Source organism: Stenotrophomonas sp. 2201_Sma, assembly GCF_056486685.1.
The window spans coordinates 3,332,339-3,354,985 of record NZ_CM151329.1 but is presented as its reverse complement, the minus strand read 5'-3'; the positions used below and the strand labels follow the sequence as shown (position 1 = coordinate 3,354,985).

Below are 22,647 nucleotides of genomic sequence, written 5' to 3'. Positions count from 1 at the left end.
TCAGCGGAGAACAGACGATGTCCGACAGCCACACCCCGTCCAACGAACGTGCCGCGTGGGATGCGCTGCTGGTGGACATCGTCGATTACGTGCGCGACGTGCGCATCGACTCGCCACTGGCATTCCAGACCGCGCATTACTGCCTGCTGGATACCCTCGGTTGCGGCCTGGAAGCGCTGTCCTTCCCGGCCTGCAGCAAGCTGCTCGGGCCGCTGGTGCCGGGCATCAGCGTGACCAACGGCGCGCGCGTGCCGGGAACGCACTACGTGCTGGATCCGGTGCAGGCGGCGTTCAATATCGGCGCGATGGTGCGCTGGCTCGACTTCAACGACACCTGGCTGGCCGCCGAGTGGGGTCATCCGTCGGATAATCTCGGTGGCATCCTGGCCGTCTGCGATTGGCTGGGGCGCAATGCCGTGGCCCTGCGTCGTCCGCCGCCGACCGTGCACGATGTGCTGGTGGCGATGATCAAGGCGCACGAGATCCAGGGCGTGCTGGCCCTGGAGAATTCCTTCAACCGGGTCGGGCTGGACCACGTGGTGCTGGTGAAGGTCGCCACCACCGCCGTGGTCGCCCGCCTGCTTGGGCTGGATCGCGAGCGCATGCTCAATGCGCTGTCGCTGGCCTGGGTCGATGGCCAGGCGCTGCGGACCTACCGGCATGCGCCCAACACCGGTTCGCGCAAGAGCTGGGCCGCCGGCGATGCCACCAGCCGCGGCGTGCGCCTGGCGCTGATGGCGGCCAGCGGCGAGATGGGGTATCCCAGCGTGTTGAGCGCTCCCACCTGGGGCTTCGAAGCGGTCTCCATGCACGGCCAGGCGGTGACGCTGGGGCGGTCACTGGGCAGCTACGTGATGGAGAACGTGTTGTTCAAGATCAGTTTTCCCGCCGAGTTCCACGGCCAGACCGCAGTGGAGGCCGCGGTCGCGCTGCACGCGCAGCTGCGGGCAGGCGGGCGCAGCGTCGATGACATCGCGCATATCACCATCCGCACGCAGGAGGCCTGCATGCGCATCATCGACAAGCGCGGCCCGCTGCACAATCCGGCCGACCGCGACCACTGCGTGCAGTACATGGTCGCCATCGCGCTGCTGCATGGGCGGCTGGTGGCCGAGGACTACGAGGACGATGTCGCTGCTGACCCACGCATCGATGCGCTGCGCGCGCGGATGACCTGCCACGAAGACCCGCAGCTCAGCGCGGATTACCTGGACCCGGACAAGCGCAGCATCGCCAACGGCCTGACCGTCCGCTTCAACGACGGCAGCGAACTGCCGGAGGTCCTGGTCGAGTACCCGCTCGGCCACGCCCGGCGACGCGACGAGGGCATGCCCCTGTTGATGGACAAGTTCCGGCGGCATCTGGCCCATCGGTTCCCCACCACCCAGCAGCAGCGCATCCTGGCGGCCTCGCTGGACCCGGTGGCGCTGGCGGCCATGCCGGTGACCGACTACGTGGATCTGTACCGGCCGGGGTAGGGCGCGCCTTGGTAGGTACCAACCTTGGTTGGCACGGGCCCAACGCCAACCAAGGTTGGCCGCTACCGGGACCGCCGGGCATGGCCCGGCGCTACCGTTCCGATGCAGTCCTGCCGGATCGGCGCCAACTCCTTGACGCGGCGCGCCTATAATGGCCGCCTCGATCAAGGAGTGACGACATGAGCGGTCCGGCACGGCGCAAGCGGTGGGGATGGGCGGCGGCGGTACTGGCAGGAGGCCTGTTGCTGGGTCTGGCCGGTTGCCGCAACGACAGCGGGCAGCTGCCCAAGGCCAGTGGCGAGGCCATTACCACCCAGGCCGAGCAGGTGAAGGAGTTCACCCTGCTGCGCGCCTACCCGGACCAGAAGAACGACGGCCTGTCGCTGGCGCTGGAGTTCTCGCGCCCGCTGGTCGGCACGCAGGATTTCGACACGCTGGTGCGCTTCGAAGAGAAGGTCGGCACCGACGACAGCAGCTGGACCCTGTCCGATGACGGACTGACCCTGCGCTATCCGTTCGTCGAAGCCGGCAAGGAGTTCAGCCTGGTGGTATCGCCGGACCTGCTGGCCGCCGATGGCAGCCGGCTGGGCAAGGAGCTGAAGCAGAAGGTGTTCAGTGGCGAATTGAAGCCGGTGGCCGGCTTCGCCTCGCAGGGCAGCGTGCTGCCGGCCAAGGACAGCCGCGGCCTGCCCGTTGTCTCCGTGAATGTTCCCGAGGTCGACGTCGAATTCCTGCGCGTGCGCGAGAAGGATCTGCCGACCTTCTTCAGCCAGTACCAGCGCGGCGGCCGTCGTGGCAGCTGGGAACTGAGCAGCGACTACGAGCGCAGCCCGATCAATGCGTTGGCCGAGCCGGTCTACGTCAACCGCTTCATCCTCGGCGGCAAGCAGAACGAGCGGGTGCTGACCTACCTGCCAACCCAGGACATCAAGGAGCTGCAGGAGCCGGGCCTGTACTTCGCACTGCTCAAGCGCACGGGCGATTACGAGGGCGAGTTCGACACCGCGTTCTTCTCGGTCAGCGACATCGGCCTGCACACGCGCGCCTACAAGGACAAGCTGTTCGTCCACACCGCCGGACTGAAGGACGGCGCACCGCTGAAGAACGTCGAGCTGCGCGTGCTCGACGGCAAGGGCGAGGTGGTGCTCAAGGGCAGTACCGATGGCAACGGCAATGCGCTGCTGAACTACACGCTCGACGCCACCCACGTACTGGTGGCCAGCAGTGGTCGCGACACCAGTTTCCTGCCCTTCAACCAGCCGGCCCTGGACCTGAGCGAGTTTGCCGTTGCCGGCCGTGACAATGCCTGGTTCGATGTCTACGCATGGTCCGGCCGCGACCTCTATCGGCCGGGCGAGACCGTGCGCCTGTCTGCGCTGCTGCGCGACAATGATGGCAAGCCGGTCAAGTCGCAGCCGGTGTTCCTGCGCCTGAAGCAGCCCGACGGCAAGACCTTCCGCGAGACCCGCCTGCAGCCGGGCGGGCAGGGTTACATCGCCTTCGAGCAGGTCATCCCGGCCGAGGCGCCGACAGGACGCTGGCAGGTGGAGTTCCGTACCGATCCGGCCAGCAAGGAAGCGATCCAGGGCATGACCCTGCGCATCGAAGAGTTCCTGCCCGAACGGATGAAGCTGGACCTGGACAGCCCGCAGAAGACGCTCAAGCCGGGCGAAGATCTTCGTCTGCAGGCCGATGGCGCGTATCTGTACGGCGCGCCGGCTGACGGCAACCGCTTCACCGCGCGCCTGGCCGTGGCAGCCGAACAGCAGCCGGTCGAGGGATTGCCGGGCTACTTCTTCGGCGACCCGACCCTGCAGCTGCCGCGCGAGGCCAAGGACGTGATCGACACGACGCTGCCGGCCAACGGCCAGCTGCGCGAGGACGTGACGCTGCCGGAAGAAGCGGCCAAGGCCAAGGCGCCGATCGCGGTGGTGCTGTCCGGCAGCCTGTACGAGACCGGTGGGCGGACCGTGACCCGCACCCTGAAGCGGGTGATGTGGCCGGCCAATGCACTGGTCGGCGTGCGTCCGCTGTTCAACCCCGACGATGGTGCCGACTCCAACAGCAATGCACGCTTCGAACTGGTGCGCGTGGACGCGGCCGGCCGGCCGCAGCCGGCCAAGGGCCTGAAGATCACCCTGGTGCGCGAGCTGCGTGACTATCACTGGACCTTCAACGACAACCGTTGGGACTACGATTTCACCCGTCGGTTCGAGAACAAGGAAACCCGCACGGTCGATGCCGGCAGCAGTGCGGTGGCGTTCGATGTTCCGGTCGAGTGGGGCGAGTACCGGGTGGACGTGTTCGATCCGGGCACCGGCCTGACCAGCCGCTATCCGTTCCGTGCCGGCTGGAGCTGGGGCGATGACAATCGCGGTCTCGATGCGCGTCCGGACAAGGTCAAGCTGGGCCTGGACAAGACCGGCTACAAGGCGGGCGATACGTTGCAGGTGACGGTGACCCCGCCGCATGCCGGAAAGGGCATCCTGATGGTCGAGACCGATCGCATGCTGTACGTGCAGGACATCGACGCCAAGCCCGGTGCCACCTTCAACATCCCGGTCACCGCTGACTGGGAGCGCCACGATGTCTACATCACCGCGCTGGTGTTCCGGGGCGGCAGTGCGCCGAGCAAGATCACCCCGGCGCGCGCGGTCGGCGTGGTGCACGTACCGATGGACCGCAGGGGCCGCACCGTGGCCGTCGGCCTGGTGGCGCCGAAGCAGATGCGCCCGGAACAGGATCTGCCGGTGACGGTCAGCGCACCGCAGCTGGCCGGCAAGGCTGCGCACGTCACCGTGTCGGCGGTGGATGTGGGCATCCTCAACATCACCCGTTTCCCCGTGCCCGATGCCGGCGCGCACTTCTTCGCCCAGCGCCGCCTCGGCATCGATGCCTATGACATCTACAGCCGGGTGATCGAGAGCTTCGACGGCGGCGCCGGCAAGCTGAAGTTCGGCGGTGACATGGCGCTGCAGTCCCTGCCTCAGGCCAAGCGGCCGACCGCGCGCGTGCAGACCGTGGATCTGTTCTCCGGCCCGGTACAGCTTGATGCCAAGGGCAATGCCCGCATCCGCCTCAAGGTGCCGGACTTCAACGGCACGCTGCGCGTGTCGGCGCTGGTGTACAGCGATGACCAGTACGGCAAGCGCGACGTGGAAACGGTGGTGCGCGCACCGATCCTGGCCGAGGCCAGCATGCCGCGCGTGCTCGCCCCGGGCGACCGCAGCACCGTGACGCTGGACGTGCAGAACTTCACCGGCAAGCCCGGCCAGTTCAACGTGCGCGTGGACAGCGAGGGACCGCTGGCCCTTGGCGAGGGCAGCCGCAGCGTGCAGCTCAACGCCGATGCGAAGACCACGCTGAGCTTCCCGCTGTCGGCACGCGAAGGCCACAGCGTGGCCAAGGTGCGGGTGCGTGTGGAAGGCAATGGCTTCAAGGCCGACCGCCGCTACGACCTGCCGGTGCGTGCCGCATGGCCGCAGGTGCTGCGCTCGCAGGTACGCACGCTCGACCCGCTGGCGGCGGTCAGCCTCGACAGCGGTCTGGCCGATGGCCTGATGTCCGAGTCGGTCAATGCGCGCCTGCTGGTCAGCCCGCTGCCCCCGATTCCGTTTGCCAGTGCTCTGCAGGGCGCGCTGAATTACCCGTATGGCTGCGCCGAGCAGACCACCAGCAAGGGCTACGCTGCGCTGATCCTGGATCAGGCCACGTCGTCGATGCTCGGCGCAGACGGCCTGGATGCCAAGACCCGCCGCGAACGCATGGAGGGCGCGTTCGGCCGCCTGGCGTCGATGCAGGTGGCCAACGGCAACTTCTCGATGTGGGGCGACGATGGTTATGTGAACCCGTGGCTGACCCCGTACATCGCCGAGTTCCTGCTTGATGCCCGGGATGCCGGCTTCGCCGTACCGGACAACGTGCTGCAGAAGGCACTGAACCGTCTCAGCGAGGATCTGCTGTCCGGCGGCAACCCGTTCTACGGGCAGGACGAGCGCGAGAAACTGAAGTTCGCCAACCAGGCGTATTCCGGCTACGTGCTGGCCCGGGTCAACCGTGCGCCGCTGGGTACGCTGCGTACGCTGTACGACAACGAGCGCAGCAAGGCGGTTGGCGGCCTGTCGCTGGTCCACCTGGGCGTGGCGCTGTCGCTGCAGGGCGACGCCAAGCGTGGCCAGGCCGCGTTGGAAGCTGCCTTCGCCAAGTCCAGCAGCGAGCGCCCGTCGTACTTCGGCGACTACGGCAGCGCGATCCGTGATGATGCGCTGATGATCGCGCTGACCCACGAGAACAAGCTGGCGAAGCCGGCATGGGATGCGCGTGCGGTTGATCTCGGCCGCGGCCTGGATGCGCGCCGCAACGCCGGCTGGATGTGGCTGAGCACGCAGGAGCAGGTCGCCATTGCCCGCCTCGGCAAGGCGCTGGCGGCCAACCAGAAGGCACTGGTGGCCGGCGAGCTGGTGGTCGGTGGCAACAGTGAATCGATCAGCGAGCGCAAGCTGTTCGGCCGCACCTTCAGCGCCAGCGAACTGGCCAGCGGAGTGCGCTTCACTCCGCAGGGCCAGCCCCCGATGTTCGCCAGCATCGATGTGGCGGGCATCCCGCGCAGTGCGCCCGCGCCGGACAACAGTGTGATCGGTGTCGAGCGCAGCTACTTCGGTACCGACGGCAAGCCGTGGTCGCCGCGCCCGCTGAAGGAAGGCGAAGCGCTGATCGTGCGGGTCACCGTCAGTGCCGACACCACCATGCCGGATGCGCTGCTGACCGACCTGCTGCCGGCCGGCCTGGAGATCGAGAACTTCAACCTGGGCGATGCGAAGCAGTGGGCGGACGTGGTCGTCGATGGCATCACCATCAGCGACCGCGGTGACGCGGCCGATACCAAGCATGAGGAGTTCCGCGACGACCGCTACGTGGCAGCGCTCAAGCTCTCGCGCGGCGGAAAGGCCAATGTGTTCTACCTGGTGCGTGCGGTGACCCCGGGCACCTACTCGGTGCCGCCGCCGCTGGTGGAAGACATGTACCGGCCGCAGCTGCGTGGCGTCGGCCGCAGCAACCCGACCACGATCACGGTGGTGCAGCCGTGACCGCGCGGACGGGCCGCGACGGCGCGGCCCGTCCTGCTGGCAACCTGCAATGAAGAACGCGATGACGACCCGGCGGGCGGACCTGCGCCGCTGGCTGCGGCCGCTGTGGCCGTGGCTGCGCTGGGGAACGGCGGGTCTGCTGACGCTGCTGCTGGTACTGGACATCGTTTTCCCGCCGCCACTGCCGAAGCAGCGCGACACCAGCACCCTGGTGGTGGCTGCCGACGGCACGCCACTGCGTGCGTTCGCCGATGCCGAGGGCGTGTGGCGCTATCCGGCCTCGATCGACAGCGTCTCGCCGTTGTACCTGCAGGCGTTGTTGACCTACGAGGACCGCTGGTTCTGGCGCCATCCGGGCATCAACCCGCTGGCGATCCTGCGTGCCAGCGGCCAGCTGCTGCGCGGCGGCCGCATCGTTTCCGGTGGCTCGACCCTGACCATGCAGGTGGCACGCATCCTCGACCCGCATTCGCGTACCCCGTGGGGCAAGCTCAAGCAGGTGCTGCGGGCCCTGCAGCTGGAAGTGCATCTTTCCAAGCGGGAGATCCTGGCCCTGTATCTGGAGCGTGCGCCCTACGGCGGCACCATCGAGGGCGTGGAGGCTGCCAGCTGGGCCTACCTGGGCAAGCCGGCCGCGCAGCTGTCACATGCCGAGGCCGCGTTGCTGGCGGTGCTGCCACAGGCACCCAGCCGCCTGCGCCCGGACCGCCATCCGGAAGCGGCGCAGAAGGCACGTGACAAGGTGCTGGCACGCATGGCCGAACGGGGGGCGTGGACACCGGATGAGGTGGAGGATGCACGCATCGAGAACGTGGTGGCGCGGTCGCTGCGACCGCCACTGCATGCGGCATTGCTGGCGCAGCGGCTGCATGCGGCACACCCCGGCCAGGCGCGCATCCGGAGCAGCATCGACATCGGCCTGCAGCGCACACTGGAAGAGCGCGTGGCCAGCTATTTCTCGAGCCTGCCGGAGCGGACGTCGGCGGCACTGCTGGTGGTCGACAACCAGACCCTGCAGGCGCGCGCCTACGTGGGAACGCTGTCCTTCGGCGACCGCCAGCGCCTGGGCCACGTCGACATGGTTCAGGCCTGGCGCTCGCCGGGTTCGACCCTCAAGCCGTTCCTGTACGCGATGGCGCTGGATGATGGCCTGATCCACTCGGAGAGCCTGCTGGTGGACGCGCCGCAGAGCTTCGGCAGCTACCGGCCCGGCAACTTCGACATGGCGTTCAATGGCCCGATCGGCGCCTCCAGTGCGTTGCGCCTGTCGCTCAACGTACCCTCGGTGGACCTGCTGCAGCGGGTCGGCGCCGCGCGCTTTGCCGCGCGCCTGTCACACGCCGGCATCCAGCTGCGTTTTCCCGCGGGCAGCCCCCCCAATCTCTCGCTGATACTTGGTGGCACCGGCGCGCGGCTGGAAGATCTGGTCGGGGCATTCGCCGCACTGAACCGCAACGGTATCGCCGGCCGCGTGCGCTACACCGATGATGAGCCGATGATCGAGCGGCGGCTGGCGTCGCCGGGGGCGAGCTGGATCGTACGTGAGATGCTGGAGTCGAACCCGCGTCCGGGGTATGGCGTGGGCACCTTCGATGTGGGAGGGCGCCCCCGCGTTGCCTGGAAGACCGGGACCAGTTACGGCTACCGCGATGCGTGGGCCATCGGCAGCACGCGGCATTACACCGTGGGCGTATGGGTGGGGCGGCCCGACGGCACGCCCCTGCCGGGCCAGTACGGCGCGGTCACCGCGCTGCCGCTGATGTTCGAGGTGGTCGACAGTCTGCCGCGCCAGCGTGGCGATTCGGCGGCGGCACCGATGCCGGCCAGCGTCAGCCAGGGCGACATCTGCTGGCCGACCGGTGAACGCGCCGAAGGATTGCCGCCGGCCGTGTGCCAGCGGCGGATGCCGGCGTACCTGCTCGACGGCGCCGTACCGCTCACGTTCCCCGAGCGCGAAGCCCGGCGTTGGCAACCGGGCCGTCAGCGCTACCTGGCAGATGCACGCACCGGTCTGCGCGTCTCGGCCGATTGTCGTCTGCCCCATGAGGAGGTGGCGCGCGAAATCGCCCGTTGGCCGGCGCTGCTGTCGCCGTGGCTGCCGAAGGCGACCCGGGAGCTGTCGCAGCTGCCGGCGCTGTCACCGGACTGCCGCGACGATGGCCGTGAGGCCAGCGTGGCGCTGCACGTGGACGGTCTGAATGACGGCGCCACGCTGGCGCGCGCGCCCAATGCCGAACACGGTGTGCGCCTGCAGCTGCGCGCGCTGGGCAGCGAGCAGGCAGTGGACTGGCTGCTGGATGGCCGCTGGATCGCACAGACCCGGGGATCTCAGCTGATGCAGCGCGAGTTCGCCGAACCGGGTAGCCATACGCTGACCGCGCTGGCTGCCGATGGCGCGTGGACGCAGGTGCGTTTCAACGTCCTCCGGTAGGTGCCGGCCCACGGCCGGCACGCGATATCCGATACGCGCAGCGCTATTCCCCGATCCACCCGTCCAGCAGGTCGGCGAACTCATCGGCGTGCTCTTCTTCCTGCGCCAGGATCTCCTCGAGGATGCGCTTGGTGGTCGTGTCGCGATCACCGATGAAGTCGATCATCTCGCGGTAGCTGTCGATGGCGATGCGTTCGGCGACCAGATTCTCGCGAACCATGTCACGCAGGTCGCTGCCCTCCTTGTACTCGGCATGCGAACGCGCGCTCAGCGTGTCCGGATTGAGGTCCGGCTCGCCGCCGAGCTGGACGATACGTTCGGCCAGCTTGCCAGCATGCGCCTGTTCCTGCTGCGCATGCTCAAGGAACTCGGCCTTGACCGCATCGGCCAGCATTCCCTTGGCGGTGAAGTAATGCCGGTAGTAGCGCAGCACGCAGACATACTCGGTGGCGAGGGCGTCGTTGAGCAGCTTGATCACGGCCTTGCGGTCGGCACTGTAGCTTTCGGTGATCGCGCCATCTTCAATATTGCGCCGCGCGCGTTGGCGCAGGACCTTGCGGTCGCTGATGCCGGGAAGCGGGTGGGAAGACGTGTTGGCGTTGGCTGGCGTATTGGACATGGCTGGCCGTTTCCTCTTGCGGTGGAAGATCAGGTGGGCAGGTGCTCCAGCACGTACTCGGCCGAGGACACTTCGAACTGCCCGGGCTGCTCGATCCAGGCCGCGCGGACGACGCCGTCGTCCACGTACAGGGCAAACCGGCGCGAGCGGATGCCCATGCCCGAAGCACTGGCATCCAGTTCCAGGCCCAGCGCGCGGGTCAGTTCGGCATTGCCGTCGGACAGCATCAGCAGGCCCTCGGGTACGTGCTGGTCAGCGGCCCAGGCCTTCATCACGAACGGATCGTTGACCGCCACGCAGTAGACCTCGATGCCGCGCTGGCGGAACGCCTCGAACGTCTCGACGAAGCCGGGCAGGTGGCGGGCCGAGCAAGTGGGGGTGAAGGCGCCGGGCACGGCGAACAGCACCACTTTGCGGGCGTCGAACAGCGAGTGCGTATCGAGCGTCTCGATGCCCTCGCGGATGCGCTTGAGGGTCACTTCCGGAATGCGGTCGCCGACATGGATGGTCATGATGGACTCCTTGCTGGGGCAGGCTAGTGGGCGGGATGGGACAGGGGCGTCAAGACATTGGAAACCCCGCGTGCAGGCCCCATCTTCAGGGGGCACGCGCCAGGGTTCCAGCCACAGCGTGGCGCAGGCCGATGGCAGGCGCATTGCGCAGGATCAGTCGGCCTCACCGGGGCCGCACGAGGGGCGGCGTAGCATCGCCGGCGCGTAGAATGAACCCGGGGCGGCGCCACCGGCGCGGCCGAAGCGAATCGAGGTAGCTGGATGGAATTCAAGGATTACTACGCCACCCTGGGGGTGGAACCGAGTGCGGGTGATGCGGAGATCAAGACTGCATACCGCCGGCTGGCACGCAAGTACCACCCGGACGTCAGCAAGGAGGCCGGGGCCGAAGACAGGTTCAAGGCGGTCAATGAAGCCTATGAGGCGCTGCGCGATCCGGAAAAGCGCGCGGCCTATGACCAGCTGCGCGCGCAGGGTTACCGGCCGGGCGAGGAATTCAATGTGCCGCCGAACTACGGTGGCGGTGGCTTCAATTTCGAGGAAGTGTTCGGCGGTGGTGGCCCCAATGGCGGCTTCAGCGACTTCTTCGAGAGCCTGTTCGCCCGCCAGCGCGGTGGCCAGGCACCGGGCCCGGGATTCAGCAGCCAGGGGCATGCACCCAACCGCGATACCCGCGCCAAGCTGTCGGTGCCGCTGGAGGCTGCCTACAACGGCGACAGCCTGCGCATCACCGTCAACGGCAGGCAGCTGGATGTGCGCGTGCCCAAGGGCATCCGTCCCGGCCAGGTGATCCGTCTGGCGGGGCAGGGCAACCACGGTGGCAACCTGCTGCTGGAGGTGGAGTACGCCGCACACCCGCAGTTCGAGGTCGATGGCCGCAACATCCTGTATTCGCTGCAGGTCACGCCCTGGCAGGCGGCGCTGGGCACCAGCATCAGCGTGCCCACGCTGGGCGGCGCGGTGGAGCTGAAGATTCCGGCCGATTCCGAAGCCGGTCGCAAGCTTCGCCTGCGCGGCCGCGGCCTGCCGGGCAATCCCGATGGCGATCAGATCGTCGAGCTGGAGATCATTGCCCCGGCCGCCACCGACGAAGCGCAGAAGAAGGCATACCGCAACCTGGCCAAGGCCTTCGGCGAATCAATCTGACGTCCTGTGCAGCGCCCTCGGTGAATCAACCCAGGGGTAGCGCCGGGCCATGCCCCGCGGCTCCTGACCCGCTGCGCTCGCCGGGCATGGCCCGGGGCTACCCGCGCATGCTGCGGCTTCAGCCCTGCCCGGCGAACACCCGCTCCAGCACCTCGGACAGCTCATCTTCCGAGAACGGTTTGGTGATGTAGGCCTTGGCGCCCTGGCGCATGCCCCACATACGGTCGGTGTCCTGGTCCTTGGTGGTCACCAGGATCACCGGGATGTGCCGGGTCGCCTCGTCGCGGGCGAGGGTGCGGGTCGCCTGGAAACCGTTGAGGTTGGGCATGACCACGTCCATCAGCACCAGATCGGGCAGCTCGGCACGGGCGGCTTCCACCCCGGCGGCGCCATCGGTGGCGGTCAGGATCTGGTGCCCGAGCTTCTCGACGATGCGCTGTATCCCCAACAGCTGCGACGGTGAGTCGTCGACGATCAGAATGCGTGCCATGTTGTTCCCCAGGTAATGCCCGCAGTGTAGTGCGGGCGGATTACCGGCGGGAGGGCGGCGCCTGCCGTCCGTCGCCTGCCTGCAACGTTCAGTCGATCCGTACCACCGTGCGTCCCAGCGAACCGCCGGCCAGCATGCGCTCGAACACCTCCGGCAGCGCCTCCAGGCCGACTTCCGCCGTACAGATCTGCTGCAGATGCTGCGGCTTCCAGTCGTCGCCCAACCGCGCCCAGACGGTTTCGCGCAGGGCGCGTGGCGCGTTGGCCGAAGAAACGCCCAGCAGCGATACGCCACGCAGGATGAAGGGCATCACCGTCATGTCCAGCTTCGGGCTGGCGGCGAGGCCCGCGCTGACCACGCTGCCGTAGGGCACGGTCTGCGCCAGCAGGCTGGCCAGCATGTCGCCGCCGGCATTGTCCAGGCCCCCGCCGAAGCGCCCGGTCTGCAACGGGCCGGTATCGGCCAACGCCTCGCGTGGCAGAACCTCGCTGGCGCCGATGTCGCGCAGGAAGCGGGCCTGCTCCGGCTTGCCGCTGATGGCGTGCACGGTATAGCCGGCGCGGCTGAAGATCGACAGCGCCAGGGCACCCACGCCACCGCTGGCGCCGGTCACCGCCAGCGGGCCCAGATCCGGGGTCTGCCGATTGTCCTGCAGGCGCAGCAGCGCCAACGCGGCGGTGAAACCGGCCGTGCCCAGCACCATCGCCTCGCGCGGGCTGAGCCCGGGCGGCTGCGCGATCACCGCACTCGACTCCAGCCGCACGTACTGGCTGTAGCCGCCGTCGCGGGTTTCGCTCAGGCCGCAGCCGGTGGCCAGCACGGCGTCGCCCTCGCGCCAGGCCGGGTCGGTGGAGGCCACGACCGTGCCGGCCACATCGATGCCGCCCACCAGCGGGAAGCGGCGCAGGATCCGGCCCTTGCCGGTGCCGGCCAGGGCGTCCTTGTAATTGACCGAGGACCACCGGGCGCGGATCAGCACCTGCCCGGGGTTGAGGTCGTCGACCCCCAGCCGGGTCAGGCCGCTGCGGTAGCCGGCGTCGTCGCTTTCGATGCGGAAGGCGGTGAACGGGGTGGTGGGGACCATCAGCGTGCCTGACTTCGAGGAAAACGCCACCTTACCCCGTTCGCCCCCTTTCGATCCTGCCGATCCGCCCCATCTTGTATGATCGGTGATGGTTCACGGCTGGCGCCGCGGGAAGGGCCCGCGCCGCAGCCCATATCTTGATGGAGCGTGCATGGCCTGGAATACACCCGGCGGCAACAAGGGCGGACAAGGCCCCGAGGACAATCGACGCGGGCCGTTCGGGTCGCGCGGCGGTGGCAATGGTGGTGGCTGGGGCGGGCTGCCCGGGCCGTTGAAGGATCTGTTCGATGGCGGCATCGTCCGCTGGGTGGTGGCCGCCCTGGTGCTGCTGGTGCTGTTCTCCAGCTTCCAGCTGATCGGCGAGCAGCAGCGTGGCGTGGTGCTGCGCTTCGGCCAGTTCTCGCGCATCCTGCAGCCCGGACCGAACTTCAAGCTGCCGTGGCCGATCGAGTCGGTCACCAAGGTCAACGCGACCGAGATCAAGACCTTCTCGATCCAGGTTCCGGTGCTGACCCGCGATGAGAACATCGTCAACGTGTCGTTGAACGTCCAGTACCGCATCGATGATCCGCAGCAGTACCTGTTCGGCACGGTCGATGCCAACCAGGTGCTGGAACAGTCCGCCCAGAGTGCCGTGCGCGAGGAAGTCGGTCGTGCCGATCTGAACGCCGTGCTGAACAACCGTGGCCCGCTGGCCGCGGCTGCCGAGGAGCGCCTGCAGGCGCTGCTGCGCGCGTTCAAGACCGGCCTGACCGTCACCGGCCTGACCCTGCAGGACGCCCGTCCGCCGGAGGAAGTGAAGCCGGCCTTCGACGAGGTCAACGGTGCGCAGCAGGTCAAGGAACGCCTGATCAACGAAGCCCAGGCCTACGCCGCCAAGGTCGTGCCGGAAGCACGAGGCCAGGCCTCGCGCGCCCGTACCACCGCCGAAGGCTACAAGCAGGCCGTGGTGTCCAAGGCCGAGGGTGATGCGCAGCGATTCAGCCTGCTGCAGGCCCAGTACAAGGATGCGCCGGACGTGACCCGCAAGCGCCTGTGGCTGGAAACGGTGCAGCAGGTGCTGAGCGAGAACCGCAAGGTGATCGGTGGCGATGGCCGCCAGCTGATCTACGTGCCGATGACCGGCGATACCCGTCCTGCGACGTCGGCCGCCGGCGTGCCGAATCCGGACGTGGTGATGCCTTCGTTGCCGGGTACCACGGCAGCGGAACCTTCCCGTGACCCGGGCCGGCCCACGGGCCGCCCGACCGGGCGACCGAGCGGCCGTGAGGAGGGCAGCCGATGAAGAGTCCAATCTGGATCGCCGTGATCGTGGCGGTGGTGCTGGGCCTGCTGGGCTCGGTGTACGTGGTCCGCGAGGACCAGACCGCCATGGTCCTGAACCTGGGCAAGGTAGTGCGCTCGGACATCAAGCCGGGCCTGCACTTCAAGCTGCCGATCGTGGAAACGGTGAAGGTCTTCGACCGCCGCTTCCAGGTGCTTGATACCGCCCCTGCGCGTTACTTCACCGCCGAGCAGAAGGACGTCAGCGTCGACTTCTTCGCGATCGGCTACATCTCCAACGTGGGTGACTACTTCCGTGCCACCGGCGGCGATCCGCGCATCGCCAATGCCCGCCTGGCACCGATCATCACCGACTCGCTGCGCAACCAGATCAACTCGCGCACCCTGCAGCAGCTGGTGTCCGGCGACCGCAGCGAGCTGATCGCCGAGCAGCTGAAGGGGATCAACGAGGCGGTGGCAGGGCTGGGCATGCAGATGATCGATCTGCGCATCAAGCAGGTCGATCTGCCGACCGACAGCCAGGTCATCAACGACGTGTATGAGCGCATGCGCGCCCAGCGCAAGCAGGAGGCCGCCAAGCTGCGCGCCGAAGGCGAGGAACAGTCGCTGACGATCCGCGCCCAGGCCGACCGCGACAGCACCGTGCTGATCGCCGAAGCCGAGCGTGATGCCCAGCGCCTGCGCGGTGAAGGTGATGCCGATGCCGCGCGCATCTATGGCAAGGCCGGTTCTGCCGATCCGGCGTTCTACGCCTTCTACCGCAGCCTGGAGGCCTACCGTGGCTCCATGACCGATGGCAACGGCGTGATCGTGCTCGACAAGAACGACCCGTTCCTGCAGTACCTCAAGAGCGATCGCTGAGGTCGCACGCACTACCCACGGGGCCCGGCCAGATGCCGGGCCCCGTGCCATTTCTGGAGTTCCCGATGAAAGACCTGTTCGCGGCCGTGTGCCTGGTCGCGGTGCTGGAAGGCCTGTTCCTGTTCGCGGCCCCGCTGGCCTGGAAGCGCATGGCCGAGCGCCTGCTGGACCTGCCTGGACCGGCCCTGCGCAGCTTTGGCGGCCTGATCCTGCTGGCCGGCCTGAGCCTGCTGTGGTGGGCACGGCATTAGCAGCGGGTCATATTCCTTTCCGCAGGAAAGGGATCTGACCCCGTTTCGGGCCCCTGACCGCTGGGTGAAGCCGTCCGTCGGAAAGGTGGCACCCGACCCCGGAAACCCGGATAATGCACAAAAGCCGGACGGGCCTCCCCCGTTCGGCTTTTTCCGTGTCTGGGCCATCCATCGCCGGCCGCTCCCCGTTTGGAGCCGCCATGACCGCGCTGGCCACCCCCGCCACGGTTTACCCGTCCGCGGCCCCGATGGCCGCAACAAATCGAGGAGCCCGTCATGGGTCAGTCTGTCGTAGTGTTGGGTGCCCAGTGGGGCGATGAAGGCAAGGGCAAGATCGTCGATCTGCTCACTGAGGAAATCGGCGCGGTCGTGCGCTTCCAGGGCGGCCACAATGCCGGCCACACGCTGGTCATCAACGGCAAGAAGACCGTCCTGCACCTGATCCCGTCCGGCATCCTGCGCGACGACGCACTGTGCCTGATCGGCAACGGCGTGGTGATCTCGCCGGCCGCGCTGCAGAAGGAAATCGCCGAACTGGAAACCTCCGGCGTGGAAGTGCGTTCGCGCCTGAAGATCTCCCCGGCCGCGCCGCTGATCATGCCGTACCACATCGCCCTGGACCAGGCGCGCGAACGCGCTGCCGGCGGCAAGGCGATCGGCACCACCGGGCGTGGCATCGGCCCGGCCTACGAAGACAAGGTGGCGCGTCGCGGCATCCGCATCGCCGACCTGCATTACCCCAAGCAGCTGGAAGAACTCCTGCGCACCGCGCTGGATTACCACAACTTCGTGCTGACCAAGTACCTCAACACCGACGCGATCGACTTCCAGAAGACCTACGACGAGGCACTTGCCTTCGGCGAGTACGTCGAGCCGATGAAGTCCGACGTCGCCGGCATCCTGCACGACCTGCGCAAGCAGGGTAAGCGCGTGCTGTTCGAAGGTGCGCAGGGCGCGCTGCTGGACATCGACCACGGCACCTATCCGTACGTCACCAGCTCCAACACCACCGTCGGCGGCGCACTGGCCGGTGCCGGCGTGGGTGCCGATGCGATCGACTACGTGCTGGGCATCGCCAAGGCCTATGCCACCCGCGTCGGCGGCGGTCCGTTCCCGACCGAACTGGACGATGAGATCGGCCAGGGCATCCGCGACCGCGGTGCCGAGTACGGCGCCTCGACCGGCCGTCCGCGTCGCTGCGGCTGGATGGACATCGTCGCGCTCAAGCGCGCCGTGGCCATCAACGGCATCAGCGGCCTGTGTATCACCAAGCTGGACGTGCTGGACGGCATGGAGAAGCTGAAGGTCTGCATCGCCTACGAATACCGCGGCAAGCGTACCGAGTACGCGCCGCTGGACGCGCAGGGCTGGGAAGAGTGCACCCCGGTGTACCTGGAGTTCCCGGGCTGGAGCGAGAACACCCACGGCATCACCCAGTGGGATGACCTGCCGCCGGCCGCGCGCGCCTACCTGCGTTCGCTGGAGGAGCTGGCGGGCTGCCCGATCAGCATCGTCTCGACCGGCCCCGATCGCGACCACACCATGGTCCTGCAGGATCCGTTCGCCTGAGGTAGCGCCGGGCCATGTCCGGCGTGGTGGTAACGCTGTTCAATTGAAAAAAGAGCGCCGCGACTCCCTGTGGGGTCGCGGCGCTTCAGTTTGGGCCGGTTTCATCTGTCGGCGGTGGCGCTGTCAAGTACAGCCACGGAAGCCGACACCATGACCGCTCGCAAGACCCCGCCGTTCCATGTTGTTGAGCCCATCAACGACGACGCCAATCCCGCCGACGATCTCAGCACGTTCCAGGGCTGCCTCACCCGCATCCGTGATGGCTAGGGCTCCGATGGCATGTTGTGGCCGGAGGAGAACCTGTCCGACGGACGACGTCAGTCCTTGGCGCGGATCGACCGTGCGGCCGTGGGCATCCTCACCGCGGTGGAGATGCTGCATGCGGCCAACCGTTGCGCCACTACGGCGACGCCGCGCAGGCACCTGGACGAAGGTGGGGTGGAAGGGCTGTTCTTCGCCTGCCGCGAACTTGCCGAGCCGGTCTGCAGAGAAGTCAGGCCGGCCTGACGCCCTTCCGCATGTGCGATGCCTGGCCTCGCCATCTGGCGAGGTATCGGGTGGGTTCACGCGCTTCAGACTGACTTCCGCGCTGGCGCGCGTTCGGACGTGCCGGGCTCCGGCATCACCCGCGCACTGGAATCGGTTGAGTCCGCTGGAATTGCCGCCTCGTACTTCGGCTATGGGCGCGGCGACGCACGTCCGCGCGGGGGGTTCCTGGCTGCGGCTGACCGTGCTGGAGGTCTGTGGCCGTTCTTCTTCTGGCAGCCCCTGGCACTGCTGTTACTGATTGCCGGTGGCGGGCTGGCGACCGCCAGCATCGCGCTGTGGCGGTGGCGACGCCGATAGCGCCGGGCATGCCCGGCGGGGTACTTGTCAGATACCCAATACGGCTAGGATCGTGCCCAAATCGGGCATCACTGCGACTGGCTCTGCCACGCGGCACACGCGCTACCCTCCCGCCTGCAACAGCGGGTACGGATTGATCGATTCCCCCTTCCACCACTGCTTCTCCGGCCCCAGCACGTGCACTTCGAAATGCAGGTGCGGGGCCTCGGCGCTGGCGTTGCCGGTGCTGCCTACGTAGCCAATCACCTCGCCACGCTTGATCACCTGCTTTTCGGCCAGGCCATCGGCATAGCGTTGCAGGTGGGCATAGTAGTAGCACCAGTGCCCGCTCGGCTCGAACTGGTAGATCGTCAGCCCCCCACGCTTGCTGTCGAACAGCTTTTCCACCGTCCCATCGGCCACTGCCAGCACCGGAGTTCCTGCGTCGGCCATGATGTCGATTGCATCATGCACGCGCCCTTCGCTGCGGGCATCGGTGAAGGTATCGCGCAGCTGCGAAGGCAGTACGCCCTGCACCGGCAGCAGCAGGCCGCTTGCCGCATCGGTGGCGCTGGACGGCGGCACCGCCGTGGGAGCCGCAGCGCCCACACGCGGCGTCGCAGCCGCAACCTCCGGCGCCGCAGCCACCGCAGGTGGTGCTGCAGGCCGGGCAACCGCTACTGGCTCACCCGCATCGCGGCGCAGCCACCAGCCCATTCCCACACCCATCAGCACGCCCAGCACGATCAACTGCGAAAGTCGCATCGGCTCACTCCTGCATAACCACGGGGACGGAGGTATCCACCGCATCGGCCACGCGCAGTGCATCCCAGTTGGTCATGCGCACGCAGCCATGCGATTCGGTCTTGCCGACATGCCCGGGTACCGGCGTTCCGTGCAGGCCATAGTGGGGTTTGGACAGATCGATCCAGACCCGGCCGACCGGATTGTTCGGACCGGGCGGCAGCGTGGCCTTCTTCTCGCCTTTGCGCGCATCCCAGAACAGCTTGGGGTTGTAGTGGAACGGCGGGTCGCGATGGACGCCGAGAATCTTCCATTCACCGATCGGCAGCGGATCGTGCTGGCTGCCGGACGAAACCGGCACCTGTGCGATCACCTTGCCCTGCGCATCCAGCAACTGAAGAGTGGAATCGGACTTGTCGACCACGATCTTCGCCGCCTTCGGCAATGCCGCGGGGGCGATGTTGGGCACCTGGATGCGGCTGCCGGCCTTGGCCAGATCGACGCCGGGGTTGAGCAACTTCAGAAGGGCAGGGGACGCGTGGAAGCGTTCACCGAGCGCTTCCTCGACGCTGCTGTAACCCAGCGACTTCAGCTTTGCCTGTGCGGCGGGTTTCTTGGGAATGGACTGGAAAGGACCGGCAACATCCTCGGCCGTCAGCGTGTAGCTGGCCAGCGGCGCGATCGTCTCGGCCTGGAGAGCCTCCCAGGTGCTGTCGTCCAGCTCTCCGCTCACCGTCAGGCCGTGTGCCGCCTGGAAGCCGGCCACGGCCCGATGCTGGTTGCTGCCGACTTCACCGTCGATCTCGCCCGGGGAGAAATTGGCGCGATCCAGCAACACTTGGGCGTGCAGCGGCGAGCGGGCTGCTGTATCGGGTCCGGCCTTCTCGGCAATGGGCTCCGGCAGCTGGGCCGGCGGCGGTACCTGCGCGAAGGCGGGCGACACCAGCAAGGACAGGGCGAGCAGGGCGGGGCGGTACACGGGCATGAAGATCTCCGGCAGATGGCAGCTCCACCCTGCCCGCAGAGGCTGCGCAGCCTCCGTGAAAGCAACCTGATGCCGGCATGAGCAGGGCAGCCCCGGCGTGGCTCAGGCCCTTGTCGCAGAAGTACGGGGCGGGGCCTCACCAAGGTGAACGGCTGCCGACGCCCGTGCTCGTTGCCGATCAAGATTGCCGGTGGCGCGGCCGATACGGGCGCATCCCCCCGTTTTGGATGTACCCATGGATTACTTGAGGAATGTCAGGGTTGCCTGGCGTCTTGGGCTGGGCTTTGGCCTGTTGCTGCTGCTGGTCGCGGCCGTGGTGGCCACCGGCGCCACCGCCAGTGTCGTGCAGAAGCGCGCGATGCAGCAGGTAGTCGACGTCAGTGTGGCCAAGGTACGCCTGCTGTCGCAGATGCTCGATGCCAACAACCAGATGATGGTAGTGCGCCGCGAAATGCTGATCCGCCAGGGCGAAGACCGCGGCAGCGACGAGAAGCGCATTGCCGACCTGGTCAAGCGCTACGAGGCGGATTGGTCCGCCTATCAGGCACTGCCGGGCGATGCAGAGGGCAAGGCCATCGCTGAAACCATCGCGGCCAAGCGCGCCCTTGCGCGCCCGCTCAACAAGCAGACCAGCGAACTGATGGAGCAGGGCGACTACCCCGCTGCCGTGGCACTGACCCTGGGGCCGGTGCAGGACGCGGCCAACGGCTGGAACAAGGCGTTGTCCGAGGGAGTCGACTTCGAAGAGAAGGAAAGCCGCGAGGCCGCCGCCGAGGCGATCCGCCTGGGTGAACGCAGTCTGCTGCAGTTGCTGGTGCTGGGAGGCGTGGCCCTGCTGGTCGGCATTGCCGCCTCGGTGATGATCGGTCGCAGCCTGACCGGTCCGCTGGCACGCGCGGTGAACCTGGCCGAGCGCCTGTCCAAGGGCCAGCTGGACCAGGAATTCCGCCTCGGCGGCCGTGACGAGCTGACCCGGCTGGGCGAGGCGATGGCCAGCGTGCGGCAGAGCGTGCAGGCCGCCATCGGGGCGCAGATGCACATGGCCGAGAAGCACGAGGCGGGTGCGATCCGCTACCGCATGGACGCCAGCGCGTTTCCGGGCGATTTCGGGCGCATGATGCAGGCCACCAACAGCCTGGTGGAATCACACGTGCAGGTGGAACTGCTGATGGCCGAGGTCATGCAGCGCTATGCCATCGGCGACCTCAGCCGCGACCTTCCGGACTATCCCGGCGAGAAGGGTACGCTGACCCGCACCCTGGCCGCAGTGAAACAGAGCCTGCTGGCAGTCAACACCCAGATTGACGACCTGGTCCGCGCGGCGCGCGCTGGAGATTTCAGCGTGCGTGGGGATGCCAGTGCGTTCCAGTATCAGTTCAGGGCGATGGTCGAGCAGCTCAACGGCATGATGGCCAGTTCGCAGGCCAGCATCGCCGACGTCTCCGATGTGCTGCGCGCGATCTCCGGGGGCGACCTCACTGCGCGCATGGACGGTCACTACGACGGCGTGTTCGCCCGCATGCGCGACGATGCCAACACCACCACGGCCCAGCTGACCGGTATCGTGCGCGGCATCCAGGACGCTGCCGACAGCATCAACACTGCCGCGCAGGAGCTCGCCGCCGGCAACAGCGACCTGTCGCGCCGTACCGAACAGCAGGCCGCCAACCTGGAAGAAGCGGCGGCATCGATGGAAGAACTGACCTCGACCGTCCGCCAGAATGCCGAGCTGGCCCGCCAGGCCGACAGCGAGGCACACGCTGCCGGCGCGGCGGTGCGGGCCACCGAACAGGCAATGGCACAGATGGCATCTGTGATGGGAGAGATCGATCAGTCCTCGGCGCGCATCTCGGAAATCTCCACGGTCATCGATGGCATCGCCTTCCAGACCAACATCCTGGCCTTGAACGCTGCGGTGGAAGCTGCCCGCGCGGGTGAGCAGGGCCGCGGCTTTGCCGTGGTCGCCAGTGAAGTGCGCACGCTGGCGCAGCGTGCGGGCATCGCCGCCAAGGAGATCAAGGAACTCATCGAAGAGGCGGCAGGCAAGGTGCAGAGCGGTCTGGCGGTTACGGTCGAGTCGGAAGCAGCCATTGCCCGCTTGGCACAGGCCAGCGCACGCACCAACCAGCTGATGAGTGACATCGCTGCGGCGAGCAAGGAACAGGCGGCCGGCATCGAACAGGTCAATCAGGTGGTGGTGCAGATGGATCAGGTGACCCAGCAGAATGCCGCACTGGTGGAAGAAGCCACTGCCGCCAGCCGCGCGCTGGAAGAGCAGGCCAATGCGCTGACCGCGTCGGTCGCGGTGTTCCATATCGAGCAGAGCGGTGCAGTCCGCACGGTGGCAGCACGCGCGGCCTGACCGTCGGCAGCCGCCTGAAGGCACGGGCCGCCACGTGTTCGCGCGTGGTGGCCGGTCAGTCCTGCATGCGGCGGATGCGGCCGTCCTCGATCTTCCAGATCACGTCCTTACCCGTGGAGACGTACAGCGGCGAGCGGGCCCACAGGCTCCAGAACACATGGATCTCGGTCGGTGTCGGGTCCTGCAGATGGGTGATGAACATCGCCGCACCGGGTGGCGCACGCTTCAGCTGGATGCAGCTGTGGGTGAAGGCGCGGCGGGAGACGATCCGGCCGTGGGCGATGTCGAGACGATGCGTGCCGCCCAGCGGAACTACGGCAGGATCGGTGGTGGCGGGCAGCAGGTAGACCGTCCACGCATCGGCGGCCGTACCGGGCGCCGGAAGAACCACGCTGTTGTAGGTCTGCGCGCAGGCGTCGAAGGCGCTGTTCAACGCCAGCGCCCGTGCGGCGGCAGCGCCGGCCTGGTAGGTCGTTGGCGCCGCTGGAACATCCAGAGTCTCGGTTGCGCCGGTCATCCTTCCCTGCGCGTCGGTGGCGGCCCTATACAGGACCACTGCGCCGTCGCCGATCATGCTGACTTCGTAGTGGCTGCCGCGCTGTTCGGTTATCCAGCCCCTTACCCGGGTGTCGCCGCGCATGCCCTGTTCGAGCAGGGCGTCGGTTGCGCGCTCGGCCGCCAGGTCGTGCTCGAACATCTGCCGGCCACGCGCTTCAGCCTGTGCGACGGCCTGCGCGGTACCCACATCGTCCGCTGGCGCGGCGGGAGCCCGCGCATTGCCGGAAACGGCCGGTGACGCGGCGCACAGCCACGCCAGCAGCCCCAACATGCCAGTCCATCGTTTCATGGCCCTTTCCTCCGCTCTGCGCCCTGCGGCACCGTGGAGTATGCCGCAGGCCGGTGGTCTACCGCGCGCCAC

General features: G+C 67.6%; 17 protein-coding genes. 10 read left to right on the top strand and 7 right to left on the bottom strand.

All coding sequences use genetic code 11. The features are described from left to right. Positions 1-17 precede the first annotated feature (17 nt). The 3 genes from ACZLIF_RS15595 (at position 18) to pbpC (ending at position 8,996) form a co-directional block, all read left to right on the top strand. Complete coding sequence (locus tag ACZLIF_RS15595; protein WP_128987995.1) at positions 18-1,478, top strand: bifunctional 2-methylcitrate dehydratase/aconitate hydratase; 1,461 nt, start codon at positions 18-20, stop codon at positions 1,476-1,478. A gap of 179 nt (positions 1,479-1,657) precedes the next feature. Further along, on the top strand, positions 1,658-6,565 hold the full coding sequence (locus ACZLIF_RS15590) for an alpha-2-macroglobulin family protein (RefSeq protein WP_128987996.1): 4,908 nt from the start codon (positions 1,658-1,660) through the stop codon (positions 6,563-6,565). Positions 6,566-6,614: 49 nt separating this feature from the next. After that, positions 6,615-8,996, top strand: a complete 2,382-nt coding sequence (gene pbpC, locus ACZLIF_RS15585) for a penicillin-binding protein 1C (protein WP_128987997.1) — start codon at positions 6,615-6,617, stop codon at positions 8,994-8,996. Positions 8,997-9,039: 43 nt separating this feature from the next. On the opposite strand, the gene ACZLIF_RS15580 is transcribed toward pbpC, so the two are convergent. Further along, complete coding sequence (locus tag ACZLIF_RS15580; protein WP_128987998.1) at positions 9,040-9,615, bottom strand: ferritin-like domain-containing protein; 576 nt, start codon at positions 9,613-9,615, stop codon at positions 9,040-9,042. Between the two features lie 29 nt (positions 9,616-9,644). Further along, positions 9,645-10,127, bottom strand: a complete 483-nt coding sequence (locus tag ACZLIF_RS15575) for a peroxiredoxin (protein WP_128987999.1) — start codon at positions 10,125-10,127, stop codon at positions 9,645-9,647. Between the two features lie 261 nt (positions 10,128-10,388). On the opposite strand from ACZLIF_RS15575, the gene ACZLIF_RS15570 reads away from it, so the two are divergent. Further along, on the top strand, positions 10,389-11,273 hold the full coding sequence (locus ACZLIF_RS15570) for a DnaJ C-terminal domain-containing protein (protein ID WP_128988000.1): 885 nt from the start codon (positions 10,389-10,391) through the stop codon (positions 11,271-11,273). Between the two features lie 118 nt (positions 11,274-11,391). Here the strand turns inward: ACZLIF_RS15570 and pilH are convergent, their stop codons facing one another. Together pilH and ACZLIF_RS15560 are read right to left on the bottom strand one after the other, a co-directional pair. Further along, complete coding sequence (gene pilH, locus ACZLIF_RS15565) at positions 11,392-11,763, bottom strand: twitching motility response regulator PilH (RefSeq protein WP_053518630.1); 372 nt, start codon at positions 11,761-11,763, stop codon at positions 11,392-11,394. An 88-nt stretch (positions 11,764-11,851) separates the two neighbouring features. Beyond that, complete coding sequence (locus ACZLIF_RS15560) at positions 11,852-12,847, bottom strand: YhdH/YhfP family quinone oxidoreductase (protein WP_065182641.1); 996 nt, start codon at positions 12,845-12,847, stop codon at positions 11,852-11,854. Positions 12,848-12,998: 151 nt separating this feature from the next. Between ACZLIF_RS15560 and hflK the strand changes: the two genes are divergently transcribed. The 5 genes from hflK (at position 12,999) to ACZLIF_RS15535 (ending at position 17,319) form a co-directional block, all read left to right on the top strand. Then, positions 12,999-14,132, top strand: coding sequence for an FtsH protease activity modulator HflK (hflK, locus tag ACZLIF_RS15555; RefSeq protein WP_065182642.1), 1,134 nt, complete (start codon positions 12,999-13,001; stop codon positions 14,130-14,132). Next, positions 14,129-14,992: a protease modulator HflC gene (hflC, locus tag ACZLIF_RS15550; protein WP_053518623.1), complete on the top strand. Its 864-nt coding sequence runs from the start codon at positions 14,129-14,131 to the stop codon at positions 14,990-14,992. Before hflK ends, hflC begins: the two co-directional genes overlap by 4 nt. A gap of 65 nt (positions 14,993-15,057) precedes the next feature. Continuing rightward, positions 15,058-15,243 carry a DUF2065 domain-containing protein gene (locus tag ACZLIF_RS15545; protein WP_053518621.1) on the top strand — a complete coding sequence of 62 codons (186 nt, stop codon included), beginning with the start codon at positions 15,058-15,060 and terminating at the stop codon, positions 15,241-15,243. A gap of 276 nt (positions 15,244-15,519) precedes the next feature. Beyond that, entirely contained in the window at positions 15,520-16,812 is a 1,293-nt protein-coding gene (locus tag ACZLIF_RS15540; RefSeq protein ID WP_053518619.1) for an adenylosuccinate synthase, read from the top strand. Positions 16,813-17,091: 279 nt separating this feature from the next. Then, positions 17,092-17,319 (top strand): hypothetical protein, encoded by a 228-nt coding sequence (locus ACZLIF_RS15535; RefSeq protein ID WP_343132732.1) that lies wholly within the window; start codon positions 17,092-17,094, stop codon positions 17,317-17,319. Positions 17,320-17,760: 441 nt separating this feature from the next. Here ACZLIF_RS15535 and ACZLIF_RS15530 read toward each other — a convergent pair whose 3' ends face one another. Further along, on the bottom strand, positions 17,761-18,402 hold the full coding sequence (locus ACZLIF_RS15530; RefSeq protein WP_128988001.1) for a M23 family metallopeptidase: 642 nt from the start codon (positions 18,400-18,402) through the stop codon (positions 17,761-17,763). A 4-nt stretch (positions 18,403-18,406) separates the two neighbouring features. Beyond that, positions 18,407-19,366: a L,D-transpeptidase family protein gene (locus tag ACZLIF_RS15525; protein WP_128988002.1), complete on the bottom strand. Its 960-nt coding sequence runs from the start codon at positions 19,364-19,366 to the stop codon at positions 18,407-18,409. 235 nt (positions 19,367-19,601) lie between these two features. Between ACZLIF_RS15525 and ACZLIF_RS15520 the strand changes: the two genes are divergently transcribed. Continuing rightward, positions 19,602-21,728, top strand: a complete 2,127-nt coding sequence (locus tag ACZLIF_RS15520) for a methyl-accepting chemotaxis protein (protein WP_128988003.1) — start codon at positions 19,602-19,604, stop codon at positions 21,726-21,728. A gap of 55 nt (positions 21,729-21,783) precedes the next feature. On the opposite strand, the gene ACZLIF_RS15515 is transcribed toward ACZLIF_RS15520, so the two are convergent. Further along, on the bottom strand, positions 21,784-22,575 hold the full coding sequence (locus ACZLIF_RS15515; RefSeq protein WP_128988004.1) for a hypothetical protein: 792 nt from the start codon (positions 22,573-22,575) through the stop codon (positions 21,784-21,786). Positions 22,576-22,647 lie beyond the last annotated feature (72 nt).

What these genes read in the sequence shown, in the direction of transcription:
- ACZLIF_RS15595 (WP_128987995.1), top strand. Translation starts at nt 18, where the DNA reads ATGTCCGACAGCCACACCCCGTCCAACGAACGTGCCGCGTGGGATGCG.
- ACZLIF_RS15590 (WP_128987996.1), top strand. Translation starts at nt 1,658, where the DNA reads ATGAGCGGTCCGGCACGGCGCAAGCGGTGGGGATGGGCGGCGGCGGTA.
- pbpC (WP_128987997.1), top strand. Translation starts at nt 6,615, where the DNA reads ATGAAGAACGCGATGACGACCCGGCGGGCGGACCTGCGCCGCTGGCTG.
- ACZLIF_RS15580 (WP_128987998.1), bottom strand. Translation starts at nt 9,615, where the DNA reads ATGTCCAATACGCCAGCCAACGCCAACACGTCTTCCCACCCGCTTCCC.
- ACZLIF_RS15575 (WP_128987999.1), bottom strand. Translation starts at nt 10,127, where the DNA reads ATGACCATCCATGTCGGCGACCGCATTCCGGAAGTGACCCTCAAGCGC.
- ACZLIF_RS15570 (WP_128988000.1), top strand. Translation starts at nt 10,389, where the DNA reads ATGGAATTCAAGGATTACTACGCCACCCTGGGGGTGGAACCGAGTGCG.
- pilH (WP_053518630.1), bottom strand. Translation starts at nt 11,763, where the DNA reads ATGGCACGCATTCTGATCGTCGACGACTCACCGTCGCAGCTGTTGGGG.
- ACZLIF_RS15560 (WP_065182641.1), bottom strand. Translation starts at nt 12,847, where the DNA reads ATGGTCCCCACCACCCCGTTCACCGCCTTCCGCATCGAAAGCGACGAC.
- hflK (WP_065182642.1), top strand. Translation starts at nt 12,999, where the DNA reads ATGGCCTGGAATACACCCGGCGGCAACAAGGGCGGACAAGGCCCCGAG.
- hflC (WP_053518623.1), top strand. Translation starts at nt 14,129, where the DNA reads ATGAAGAGTCCAATCTGGATCGCCGTGATCGTGGCGGTGGTGCTGGGC.
- ACZLIF_RS15545 (WP_053518621.1), top strand. Translation starts at nt 15,058, where the DNA reads ATGAAAGACCTGTTCGCGGCCGTGTGCCTGGTCGCGGTGCTGGAAGGC.
- ACZLIF_RS15540 (WP_053518619.1), top strand. Translation starts at nt 15,520, where the DNA reads ATGGGTCAGTCTGTCGTAGTGTTGGGTGCCCAGTGGGGCGATGAAGGC.
- ACZLIF_RS15535 (WP_343132732.1), top strand. Translation starts at nt 17,092, where the DNA reads ATGTTGTGGCCGGAGGAGAACCTGTCCGACGGACGACGTCAGTCCTTG.
- ACZLIF_RS15530 (WP_128988001.1), bottom strand. Translation starts at nt 18,402, where the DNA reads ATGCGACTTTCGCAGTTGATCGTGCTGGGCGTGCTGATGGGTGTGGGA.
- ACZLIF_RS15525 (WP_128988002.1), bottom strand. Translation starts at nt 19,366, where the DNA reads ATGCCCGTGTACCGCCCCGCCCTGCTCGCCCTGTCCTTGCTGGTGTCG.
- ACZLIF_RS15520 (WP_128988003.1), top strand. Translation starts at nt 19,602, where the DNA reads ATGGATTACTTGAGGAATGTCAGGGTTGCCTGGCGTCTTGGGCTGGGC.
- ACZLIF_RS15515 (WP_128988004.1), bottom strand. Translation starts at nt 22,575, where the DNA reads ATGAAACGATGGACTGGCATGTTGGGGCTGCTGGCGTGGCTGTGCGCC.